The 11840-nt window shown below is 40.5% G+C and carries 14 protein-coding genes; 13 read left to right on the top strand and 1 reads right to left on the bottom strand.

Annotated elements, in window-relative coordinates; all coding sequences use genetic code 11:
• Nucleotides 1-41 precede the first annotated feature (41 nt).
• The 13 genes from recR (at nt 42) to RWZ99_RS04415 (ending at nt 10659) form a co-directional block, all read left to right on the top strand.
• Nucleotides 42-638, top strand: coding sequence for a recombination mediator RecR (recR, locus tag RWZ99_RS04475; protein WP_002889030.1), 597 nt, complete (start codon nt 42-44; stop codon nt 636-638).
• Nucleotides 639-739: 101 nt separating this feature from the next.
• On the top strand, nt 740-1579 hold the full coding sequence (licT, locus tag RWZ99_RS04470) for a BglG family transcription antiterminator LicT (RefSeq protein WP_314676729.1): 840 nt from the start codon (nt 740-742) through the stop codon (nt 1577-1579).
• 219 nt (nt 1580-1798) lie between these two features.
• A complete protein-coding gene (gene ybeY, locus RWZ99_RS04465) occupies nt 1799-2296 on the top strand; it encodes an rRNA maturation RNase YbeY (RefSeq protein WP_048787858.1) in 498 nt (165 codons plus the stop codon).
• Nucleotides 2277-2681, top strand: a complete 405-nt coding sequence (locus RWZ99_RS04460; protein ID WP_314676699.1) for a diacylglycerol kinase family protein — start codon at nt 2277-2279, stop codon at nt 2679-2681. The genes ybeY and RWZ99_RS04460 overlap by 20 nt, the downstream gene beginning before the upstream one ends.
• 18 nt (nt 2682-2699) lie before the next feature.
• Entirely contained in the window at nt 2700-3599 is a 900-nt protein-coding gene (era, locus tag RWZ99_RS04455) for a GTPase Era (protein ID WP_314676698.1), read from the top strand.
• A gap of 47 nt (nt 3600-3646) precedes the next feature.
• A complete protein-coding gene (gene mutM, locus RWZ99_RS04450; RefSeq protein WP_314676697.1) occupies nt 3647-4468 on the top strand; it encodes a DNA-formamidopyrimidine glycosylase in 822 nt (273 codons plus the stop codon).
• Nucleotides 4465-5058 (top strand): dephospho-CoA kinase, encoded by a 594-nt coding sequence (gene coaE / locus RWZ99_RS04445; protein ID WP_314676696.1) that lies wholly within the window; start codon nt 4465-4467, stop codon nt 5056-5058. The genes mutM and coaE overlap by 4 nt, the downstream gene beginning before the upstream one ends.
• Nucleotides 5059-5304: 246 nt before the next feature.
• On the top strand, nt 5305-5451 hold the full coding sequence (gene rpmG / locus RWZ99_RS04440; protein WP_314676694.1) for a 50S ribosomal protein L33: 147 nt from the start codon (nt 5305-5307) through the stop codon (nt 5449-5451).
• Between the two features lie 45 nt (nt 5452-5496).
• Nucleotides 5497-5733 carry a preprotein translocase subunit SecG gene (gene secG, locus RWZ99_RS04435; RefSeq protein WP_002886135.1) on the top strand — a complete coding sequence of 79 codons (237 nt, stop codon included), beginning with the start codon at nt 5497-5499 and terminating at the stop codon, nt 5731-5733.
• A gap of 58 nt (nt 5734-5791) precedes the next feature.
• Entirely contained in the window at nt 5792-8245 is a 2454-nt protein-coding gene (rnr, locus tag RWZ99_RS04430) for a ribonuclease R (RefSeq protein ID WP_314676691.1), read from the top strand.
• Between the two features lie 21 nt (nt 8246-8266).
• A complete protein-coding gene (gene smpB / locus RWZ99_RS04425) occupies nt 8267-8731 on the top strand; it encodes an SsrA-binding protein SmpB (protein WP_002950240.1) in 465 nt (154 codons plus the stop codon).
• Nucleotides 8732-8885: 154 nt separating this feature from the next.
• Nucleotides 8886-10292, top strand: coding sequence for a Cof-type HAD-IIB family hydrolase (locus RWZ99_RS04420; RefSeq protein WP_314676687.1), 1407 nt, complete (start codon nt 8886-8888; stop codon nt 10290-10292).
• A 1-nt stretch (nt 10293) separates the two neighbouring features.
• Nucleotides 10294-10659 (top strand): S1 RNA-binding domain-containing protein, encoded by a 366-nt coding sequence (locus RWZ99_RS04415; RefSeq protein WP_126429244.1) that lies wholly within the window; start codon nt 10294-10296, stop codon nt 10657-10659.
• 102 nt (nt 10660-10761) lie between these two features.
• On the opposite strand, the gene RWZ99_RS04410 is transcribed toward RWZ99_RS04415, so the two are convergent.
• Nucleotides 10762-11840: Xaa-Pro peptidase family protein (locus RWZ99_RS04410; protein WP_314676685.1), on the bottom strand; the 1079-nt coding region annotated here is incomplete at its 5' end.

The raw sequence follows: 11840 nt of genomic DNA, 5'->3' as shown, positions 1-11840 counted from the left end.
TAAGATATGAATTGAGAAATATAAAAGAAATGGAGGCCCTCATGCTTTATCCTACTCCAATTGCTAAACTGATTGATAGTTTTTCAAAACTTCCAGGAATTGGGGCTAAGACGGCGACACGTCTGGCTTTCTATACCATTAGCATGTCTGATGAAGATGTCAATGATTTTGCAAAAAATCTCTTAGCAGCAAAACGTGAATTGACCTATTGTTCGGTTTGTGGTCGCTTGACTGATGATGACCCATGTAATATTTGTACGGATGAAACTAGAGACCGTACTAAGATTTTGGTTGTTGAGGACTCCAAAGATGTTTCTGCTATGGAAAAAATTCAGGAATACCGTGGTCTCTACCATGTGCTTCAAGGGCTTATCTCCCCTATGAATGGTGTCGGACCAGATGATATTAATTTAAAGAGTTTGATTACCCGTCTTATGGATAGCGAGGTTGACGAGGTCATTATCGCAACTAATGCAACAGCCGATGGTGAGGCAACCTCCATGTATATTTCACGTGTCCTCAAACCTGCAGGTATCAAGGTGACCCGCCTAGCGCGTGGGCTTGCTGTTGGTTCTGACATCGAGTACGCTGATGAAGTAACCTTGCTAAGGGCCATAGAAAATCGAACAGAACTCTAGAAAAAGTGTTGGTAGAGCCAGCATTTTTTGTTTATTGTCATTAGGTTTCTCATTAAAAATTTGGTAAAATAAAGGAAACGCTAAAATGATGAGGGATCATGATGCAAATTGAAAAAATTTTAAATAACAATGTTGTCCAAGCCATGGATAAAGACGTGAAATACATTGTTATGGGTAAGGGACTAGGTTTTCAAAAGAAGGTCGGAGAGACGGTAGATAAAGAGAAAATTGAAAAGACCTTTGTCTTGGAAAATCCAGAGACAGTGACCGAATGGACTCGTGTTTATGTAGATTTGCCTGATGGTGAAATGCAGGTCTCTTTGAATATCATCACTTTTGCTGAAGCTGTCCTGAAAACCAAGTTTGATCCCTCTTTTTTTATCGCTCTTGCAGACCATCTTCATTACGCTATTGAACGCAGTAGAGAAGGAATATCCCTGCAAAACCCTTTGGCTTGGGAAGTTCGAAAATTTTACCCTCGGGAGTATGAAATTGGGAAACAAGCCCTTCGTTTGATTGCCAATGATTTAGAAATTGAATTGGCAGATGATGAGGCAGCCTCTGTCGCTTTGCACTTTGTCAATGCACAAAAGGATGCGGGTCTCCATGAAAAAGACCGACAGATGACTCAAATTGTGATTGGCATTTGTGAGATTGTCCGTCTTCATTTTGCTTGTGACTTGGAGCAAGATAGTTTTTCTTATAACCGTTTTATTACTCATCTTCGGTACTTAGCGCAACGTATTGTGAGTGGGGTTAGTGGTGGTAAAAATGATGCTTTTCTCTATGAACAAGTCAAGCTTAACTACCCAAAATCTTTTATCTGTACCCAAAAGATCGTCACCTATGTCAAGTCAAGTTATGCTTTTGAACTTAGTTTAGACGAACAGGTCTATTTGACCATTCATATTCAACGCCTTAGAGATAATATCTATAAGTAAGCGATTCCCATAGATACTATACAAAAAGCAGACGATTAGGCTCAAGTCTGCTTTTTCTGTGTCCTTGTGATATAATGAATTGATTGATATTGTACTGAAATCACTCGGTGAAAGTATTGAATGCAATTTAGTATTCGTAATAAAAAGCTAGTTTGTTAGTGAAAGGAAGGGAACAGCTCTGTCTTTTAAATAGACTCAACTGTTCCGTAAAAGCATGCTATGTACGTTGAAATGATTGATGAGACTGGACAAGTCTCAGAAGAAATAAAAAAACAAACCTTGGAATTACTTGATTTTGCAGCGCAAAAACTTGGCAAGGAAGACAAGGAAATGGCGGTTACTTTTGTAACTAACGAACGTAGTCACGAATTGAATTTGGAGTATCGTGATACGGATCGTCCAACCGATGTTATTAGTTTGGAGTATAAGCCGGAGTTAGATATTACCTTTGATGAAGAAGATTTGGCTGAAAATCCTGAATTGGCTGAAATGATGGGGGAGTTTGATAGTTATATCGGCGAACTCTTTATTTCTATTGATAAGGCTCGCGAACAAGCTGAGGAATATGGACATAGCTACGAGCGTGAGATGGGCTTTTTGGCTGTTCACGGATTTCTTCATATCAACGGGTATGATCACTATACCCCAGAAGAAGAAGCGGAAATGTTTGGATTACAGGAAGAAATTTTGACTGCTTATGGACTTACGCGACAATAACCCACAAAAAAAGTGGAAAAACAGAGAATTTACGGCCAGTTTTGAGTTTGCTCTGACAGGGATAATAACGGCTTTTAAAGAAGAACGCAACATGCGCAAACATTTGGTATCAGCTATCTTAGTGGTATTGGCTGGCTTGGTTTTTCGTGTGTCTGCGATAGAATGGCTTTTTCTCCTGCAGGCAGTTTTTCTAGTAATTACCCTAGAAATCGTTAATTCTGCCATTGAAAATGTTGTTGATTTGGCTAGTAATTATCACTTTTCTATGCTAGCTAAAAATGCTAAGGATATGGCTGCAGGAGCAGTGTTAGTTGTCTCTTGTTACGCACTCATTACTGGTATGATTGTTTTCATCCCTAAAATTTGGAATTTGATTTTTAACTAAAAAATAGAAGGAAGATATATGACATTTAAATCAGGATTTGTGGCCATTCTTGGTCGCCCTAATGTAGGAAAATCAACTTTTTTGAACCATGTTATGGGGCAAAAAATTGCTATCATGAGTGATAAGGCTCAAACAACCCGTAACAAGATTATGGGGATTTACACAACAGATAAAGAACAGATTGTTTTTATCGACACCCCGGGAATTCATAAGCCCAAGACAGCACTGGGAGATTTCATGGTGGAATCTGCTTATTCAACCCTTCGTGAAGTAGATACGGTCCTCTTCATGGTTCCAGCCGATGAGCCTCGTGGTAAGGGCGATGATATGATTATCGAACGCCTTAAGCAAGCCAAGGTTCCGGTTATATTGGTAGTTAATAAGATTGATAAAGTCCATCCAGACCAGCTCCTTGAGCAAATTGACGATTTCCGTAAACAAATGGATTTCAAGGAGATTATCCCAATCTCAGCCCTTCAAGGAAATAACGTTTCCCACCTTGTAGATGTTTTGAGTGATAATCTTGAGGACGGTTTCCAGTATTTCCCATCGGATCAAATCACAGACCATCCAGAGCGTTTCTTGGTATCTGAGATGATTCGTGAAAAAGTCCTACAGTTGACGCGTGAAGAAATTCCGCACTCAGTTGCTGTTGTCATTGATTCTATGAAGCGTGATGAAGAGACTGATAAGGTTCACATTCGTGCGACCATCATGGTTGAGCGTGATAGCCAAAAAGGTATTGTCATCGGTAAAAAAGGTGCTATGCTCAAGAAAATCGGTACTCTTGCTCGTAAGGATATTGAGCTCATGCTTGGGGACAAGGTCTTCCTTGAAACTTGGGTGAAGGTTAAGAAAAATTGGCGAGATAAAAAACTTGATTTGGCCGATTTTGGATATAACGAAAAAGAATACTAAGAAAAAGCTGGGCATCTGCTCGGCTTTCTTGCTAGAAGGAGGGGCAGATGCCTGAGTTACCTGAGGTAGAAACAGTTAGACGAGGTTTAGAAAAACTGTTGCTGGGACGGACGATTTTGTCACTTGAAGTTAAGGTCCCGAAAATGATTAAGACGTCATACGATAGCTTTTTGCATGAGTTACTTGGCCAGACGATTCAGGCCATGCGACGTAGGGGAAAGTATCTCATTTTTGATTTTGGTCAGTTGATTATGATTTCTCACTTGCGCATGGAAGGGAAATACCTCATGTTTACAGATTTCCTTCCTACTAATAAACATTTTCACCTCTTCTTTAAGCTAGATGATGGATCAACTCTGGTTTATCAGGATGTACGCAAGTTTGGTACTTTTGATTTATTGGATAGAAAACAAGAAGAGACCTATTTTACACGGAAAAAACTTGGCCCTGAGCCTACCAAAAAGACTTTCAAATATGCTCCCTTTGAGAGGGCTTTGAGAATTTCTGCTAAACCTATTAAGTCCTTACTCTTGGAGCAGAAATTAGTGGCGGGTCTAGGAAATATTTATGTTGATGAGGTGCTCTGGGCAGCCAAGGTTCATCCTGAAACTCCTGCGAGGGAACTTAGCAAGGCAGCCATGAAACGGGTTCACGATCAAACGATTGCTATTTTACAGTTGGGGATTGAAAAGGGAGGTTCCACCATAAGGACTTACCGTAATGCCCTTGGTGAAGACGGAACGATGCAGAACTATCTACAGGTTTACGGAAAGACAGGTCAACCTTGCCCACGCTGTGCAAGTATAATTGAGAAAATCAAGTTAGGAGGGAGAGGAACACATTTGTGTCCTCGTTGTCAAAAGCGATGATTATAGGTTTAACAGGTGGTATTGCTTCAGGAAAATCAACCGTAGTTGAAATGATTAAAGACGCAGGTTATAAGGTCATTGATGCTGATCAACTTGTTCACGACATGCAGGCTCAAGGGGGACGTTTGTATCGAGCATTACTTGATTGGTTGGGAGATGGGATTCTTCTTCCTAATGGGGAATTGAACCGTCCCAAGTTAGGGCAACTGATTTTTTCAAGTAAAGAGATACGAAATCAATCTGCTGAGATTCAGGGAAGGATTATTCGAGAAGAACTAGCTGCCCAGAGAGACCGCTTGAGCAAGGAAGAAGACATTTTTTTCATGGATATTCCTTTGCTTATTGAAAATGATTATCAGGATTGGTTTGATCAGATTTGGTTAGTGGCGGTGTCACCTCAAGTGCAACGTCAGCGCTTGATGAAAAGGAATCATTTAAGTGCTGAGGAAGCCAACATACGTATTTCTAGCCAGATGCCTTTAGCCGAAAAAAAACCTCATGCCACTTTGGTTATTGATAATAACGGTAGTCTTGATGACTTGAAGGAAAAAGTAAAAGAAGCAATAAATGATTTAGCTAGCACCCTATAGCAATCCATTGTGATATAATGAGGAGTGAATTTTAGAAAGAAGATGGCTTATTTGTGCCAAAAGAAGCAATCTTGAGAATTTCAAGGTTCTTAAATATTGAATTAGTTCCAGTTCCTTATGATGGGTTAGCAGGTATCACAGAACAAGACTGTTGCTGGACATCTTTTAAGAAAGTAAAAACTATTTTTGGAAATTTAATCCGGTCCTTAATCATCTTTAGAAAATCGTTAGGAGTCAAGAGTATAGGTGAGAGTTAAAATCAATTTAAAGTGTAGTGAATGTGGGAGCCTCAACTATCTCACAAGTAAAAATAAACAGAATCATCCTGAGAGAATTCAGGTTCCCAAATTCTGCCCCAAGGATAGAAAAGTAACCTTACATGTTGAATCTTAAGGGGTTCTATGGTAGAATAAAAAAGACTTTTTCGGAGGAATAACTATGTACGACTTATTATTAACGCTGCTCTTGGTGATGTCAGCTATTATTGTGATTGCGGTATTCATGCAGCCACAAAAAAATCCAAGTAGCAATGTCTTTGATGGTGGTGGGTCAGAAGCACTATTTGAACGTAGTAAACCACGTGGTTTTGAAGCTTTTATGCAACGCTTTACAGGAATCATGGTTTTTCTATGGATTGTAGATGCAATCGTCCTTTCCATTCTCTCAAGTAAATAATGAGCTGACTGAGGTTGGCTCATTTTTTGCGTTATAGTCAATAAAAGTAAAGGAAATCATGAAAGAATCTATTATAAATTATTTGAAAGAGCATGGGAAATCCAGTGTTAATGATATTGCCCAAGCTCTTGATCATGCTGGGGGTGAAAAGTTCCCACAGCTTATCAAAGTCATATCAGCTATGGAAAGTAAGAGGCAGTTGCGTTTTAATCGAGACGGCTCTGTATCCTTGCGACCAAAGAAAGAGCATCCCAACCAGGTTACTGTAGAGGGTGTTTTTCGTGCCAATAAGAATGGTTTTGGTTTCTTACATGTCGATGACAGTGAAGATGACATGTTTATCGGTCGTAATGATGTTGGCCATGCCATTGATGGTGATACTGTTGCCGTAGTCATTAAGAAGCCAGCAGATCGTTTGCGTGGGACAGCAGCAGAAGCAAGAGTTGTTGAAATTGTCGAACGCTCTCTTAAAACGGTTGTTGGAAAATTTATCCTTAATGACGAGAAAGAACCCTATGCTGGTTACATCAAGTCTAAGAATCAAAAGATTCAGCAACCAATCTATATCAAAAAAGAACCAGTTGCCCTTGATGGGACTGAGATTATTAAGGTTGATATTGAAAAATACCCTAACCGTCATTATGATTATTTCGTAGGAAATGTACGTGATATTATTGGTCATCAAGGTGATGCCGGTATTGATGTCTTGGAAGTTTTGGAATCAATGGATATTGTTTCGGAGTTTCCAGAAGATGTTATGGCTGAAGCAGAAGCTGTTCCAGATGCACCTAGTCAGGAAGACCTAATTGGTCGTGTTGACCTTCGTCAAGAGGTGACCTTTACCATTGATGGTGCTGATGCCAAGGACTTGGACGATGCGGTTCATATTAAACGTTTGCCAAATGGTAACTTTGAGCTCGGTGTCCACATTGCAGATGTGTCTTATTATGTCACAGAGGGTTCTGCCCTCAACCGTGAGGCTGTAGCGCGTGGGACTTCTGTCTATGTGACAGACCGTGTGGTGCCAATGTTGCCTGAGCGTCTTTCAAACGGTATTTGTTCACTAAATCCCAATGTCGATCGCTTGACTCAATCAGCTATTATGGAGATTACTCCAAAAGGTAAGGTGGTCAATCATAAGATTTGTCAATCTGTAATTAAGACAACCTTCCGTATGACCTATAGTGATGTCAATGAAATGTTGGCTGGAAATCCAGAAAAGATTGAACAGTTTAAGCCAATCATGGATTCTGTGTCAGCTATGGCAGAACTTCATAAGATTTTAGAAGATATGCGTGAACGTCGTGGTGCCCTTAACTTTGATACATCTGAAGCCCGTATCTTGGTTAATGATAAGGGGATGCCAGTAGATATCGTGGTGCGTGAACGTGGGACGGCTGAGCGAATGATTGAGTCCTTTATGTTGGCTGCCAATGAATGTGTGGCAGAGCATTTCGCTAAGGCTAAATTACCATTTATTTACCGTATTCACGAAGAGCCTAAAGCGGAGAAATTGCAACGCTTTATGGATTATGCCTCTATCTTTGGTGTTCAAATCAAAGGAACAGCTAATAAGATGGATCAGCTAGACTTGCAAGATTTCATGGCGCGAGTTCAGGGCAAACCTGGAGCAGAAGTCATGAATATGATGTTGCTTCGTTCAATGCAACAAGCCCGTTATTCAGAACATAATCATGGCCACTATGGACTTGCGGCTCAGTATTATACTCACTTCACCAGTCCAATCCGTCGTTACCCAGACCTCTTGGTTCACAGAATGATTCGTGAGTACACTAACAATATGTCTCAAGAAACACGTGAACATTTTGAAGAGGTTATTCCAGAGTTAGCTACTTCATCTTCAAGCCTTGAGCGTCGTGCTATTGATGCTGAACGTGTCGTTGAAGCCATGAAAAAAGCAGAATATATGGAAGAGTTTGTTGGTCAAGAATTCGATGGTATTGTCGGAAGTGTGGTTAAATTCGGTATGTTTGTGGAATTACCAAACACCATCGAAGGTTTAGTTCATATCACAACACTTCCAGAATTTTACAATTACAATGAACGCACCATGACCCTTCAGGGTGAAAAATCTGGTAAGACTTTCCGTGTTGGCCAACCTATTCGAGTTAAGTTAATTCGTGCAGATAAGGAGACTGGAGACATTGATTTCCAATACCTTCCAAGTGAGTACGATATCACTGAAAAAGTAGATCACAAGGCACGTCAGGAACGTGAAGAGAAGGCTAAGTCCTTCCGTAACAGAGGACCACGCCGTGATCGTCAAAATGGTAATTTCGAAGGTCGTGGTAAACGTGGAGATAAGCGTAACCGTCAGGATAATAGTGGTTACAAAGGCTCTTATGATGAAAAGCGTAAGTCATCTAAGAAACCAGACAAGCGTAAAAATCAAAACCGTCCTCATAATGATAATAAGGGACGTGAAAGTGGCCGTCGTAAGAAAAAAGGGAACAAACCTTTCTACAAGGACGTTGCTAAAAAACGAAAATAGGATGAGAATGGAGGGACTGCTATGCCAAAAGGTGAAGGCAATGTTGTTGCTCAGAATAAAAAGGCGAGGCATGACTATAGTATAGTAGATACTATTGAAGCGGGTATCGTACTGACAGGGACAGAAATCAAGTCTGTTCGTGCGGCCCGCATCCAGCTAAAGGATGGCTACGCCCAAATAAAAAATGGTGAAGCTTGGTTAATCAATGTTCATATTGCTCCTTTTGAGCAAGGGAACATCTGGAATCAAGATCCAGAACGTACTCGGAAATTATTGCTTAAGAAAAAGCAAATCACCAAGCTTCAAAATGACCTTAAAGGAACAGGAATGACCTTAGTCCCACTTAAGGTTTACCTAAAAAATGGTTTTGCCAAGGTTCTACTTGGTATCGCCAAAGGGAAGCACGATTACGATAAACGTGAGTCAATCAAACGTCGCGAACAAGAGCGTGACATTAAACGTATTATCAAGAGTGTTAACCGTTAAAACACCTATCATCTAAGACTGATCTGGTCTTAGATGCTTTTTTGCTTTTTAGCTTTAAGAAATGATATAATGGAAACACCGCATGGTCTTTTGTTAGGGCTGCCTCTTGAATAGTACCTAGCGCTAGATTTTGATACTGTAAAGGAGATTTACAATGCCAGTAGATGCAAAAACAAAATACAAGGCCAAGAAGACTAAGATTGTTTTCTTTGATATTGATGACACCCTTCGTGTTAAAAAGACAGGTTATATTCCAGAGTCTATTAAGGCTGTTTTCAAAGGACTTAAAGAAAAAGGAATCTTGACAGGTATTGCTACAGGACGTGGCTACTATGGTGTAGTTGAGGAAATTCTTGACCTAGAACCTGATTATTTTGTAACAATCAATGGAACTTATGTCATTAACCGAAAAGGGGAAGAAATTTATAATCAGCCTCTTGCTCGTGAAGTTACTGAAGCTTTTGTTGCTTGGTGCAAAGAAACCGGGATTGCTTGGGGCTTCGCTGGTAAGGATAAGCCAGTAGTCTCAGAACGTTCAGAATTGATTGATAATGCTATGGTGCCTATCTATGGTATTTGTGACGTTGAGCCAGATTTCCATTTATCTAATGATGTCTACCACATGTGGACTTTCGCAGAAAATGATGGTGACCTTGAGTTGCCGAAGGAACTCGCAGCTCAGGTTCGCTTGGTGCCATGGCACGAACACTCATCTGATGTGGTAGCAAATGATATCTCAAAGGCTTCAGGTGTCAGTCATGTCTTGGACCATGAAAATCTTAAACCAGTCAATGCTATGATGTTTGGTGATGGACCAAATGATATGGAAATCTTTGACTATGTTGGTCTTAAGATTGCCATGGGCAATGCCACACCAGAACTCAAAGCCAAAGCTGATTATGTAACAGGAACAGTAGAAGAAGATGGCATTTTTAATGCCTTGGAGGAACTCGGATTGGTAGAAAAAGAACTTCATTTCCCACAACTTGACTTGGATTCAGTAGAAGGGCCAGTCGCAACGATTAAAACAAATCATGGTAATTTGGTCATCAAACTCTTCCCTGACCATGCGCCACTAACTGTCACTAACTTTGTCAATTTGGCAAAAAGTGGTTACTATGATGGTGTGATTTTCCACCGTATTATCAAGGACTTTATGATTCAAGGTGGTGACCCAACTGGTACTGGTATGGGTGGTGAATCAAGCTTCGGTGGTAGCTTCCAGGATGAGTTTTCTGAAGAACTCTACAACCTCCGTGGTGCGCTTTCAATGGCCAATGCTGGACCAGATACTAATGGTAGCCAGTTCTTCATCGTTCAAACCCCTGAGATTCCATATGCTAAAAAGGAACTCGAACGTGGTGGCTGGCCAGCACCAATTGCAGAAGCTTATGCTGAAAATGGTGGTACACCTCACCTAGATCGTCGTCACACCGTTTTTGGTCACTTGGTAGATGAAGCCTCTTACAAGGTGCTTGATGAGATTGCGAGTGTCGAAGTTGGGCCGCAAGATAAGCCGCTTGAGGAAGTTGTTATTGAAACGATTGAGGTAGCAGACTAAGATGAAAATTGGAGACAAGCTTAGGGGGGTTATCACGGGCATCAAGCCTTACGGTGCCTTTGTTTCATTGGAGAATGGTACCACAGGCTTGATTCACATCTCGGAGATTAAGACAGGTTATATCGACAACATCTACAATACCTTAAAGGTAGACCAGGAGGTCTTAGTTCAAGTTGTTGATTTTGATGAATTTACACAAAAGGCCAGTCTTTCTTTGAGAACCCTTGAGGAAGAAAAAAATAAAATCCCTCATCGCCATCGTTTTTCAGATAGTCGTTTGAACTATGGCTTTAAACCTTTGGCAGAAGCAATGCCAGGATGGATTGAAGAAGGACTTGACTATCTTAGACAAGAGCATGAAGGATAAATAGCAAAAGCTGACTCACCACGAGTCAGCTTTTTAAATGGCTTTTAAATTTGAGTACAAACCAAATGGTCCTCAACTTAATTGAAGACCATTCTGGATTAATTAAACATCAAAATAGAGCAGTTCTTTTGGTGTGTGTGTAAAGACTTCGAAGCCATCTTTAGTAACGTAGCCACAGTCCTCGATACGAACACCAACTTTTTCAGGAATGTAGATGCCTGGTTCAACAGAGAAGCACATACCTTCTTCGATAACCAAGTCATTTCCTTCCATGATTGAAGGAAACTCATGGACATCCATACCAAGACCATGTCCCAAACGGTGGTTGAAGTATTCGCCGTAACCAGCCTTTTCAATAACATTACGAGCTGCAGCGTCAACTTCACTAGCTGTTACACCTGGTTTGATAAAATCAAGGGCAGTGAGTTGAGCTTCCAAACAGATATTATAGATATCTTTCTTGAATTGGTCAGGTTGACCGACAGCTACAGTACGTGTCATATCTGAAACATAACCTTGACTGACAACACCTAAGTCAAAGAGGAGCAGGCTATCATTTTCAATGCGGTTAGTTCCTGGAATACCGTGTGGGTTTGCTGCATTGTTGCCTGTGAGAACCATAGTTTCAAAGGACATTTGATTGATACCGATTTTCTTCATGCCAAATTCGATTTGAGCAATGATATCTGTTTCAGTCACATCAAGAGAGATATTGTCGAAACCGATATTAACAGCTTTATCAGCGTAGTCACCAGCAACAATCATTTTTTGAATTTCATCTGCTGACTTGATAACGCGCATTTTTTGGATGAATGGTGTCAGGTTCTCGAAGCGACCTTCAAAGACTGTTTGCAATCCTTGGAACTTAGTGACATTAAGATTGTCAAACTCTGCATAAATAATAGGGCTGTCAGTACTTGCTAGACCAGACTTGATTTTTTGCCATGGATTTTCAGAGTCCACATAACCAAAGACTGGAAAATCGAGAACAGAAGAGGCACGTGCTACCTCCAATGCTGGAACAAAGAGGGCTGGCTCACGATTTTCGTAGACGAAAAGGAACATTTGGCGTTCATGTGGATCACAATCAAAACCAGTAAGATAATTGACAGTCACAGGATCTGAGACAATAGCTAGCCCTGCTTTATTTTCATTCAAAAAATGACGAATGCGATCAAGTT

It is taken from the genome of uncultured Streptococcus sp. (genome assembly GCF_963545685.1).
In the GTDB taxonomy this organism is placed as follows: Bacteria; Bacillota; Bacilli; order Lactobacillales; family Streptococcaceae; genus Streptococcus.
This window is presented reverse-complemented; position numbering and strand designations above follow the sequence as displayed.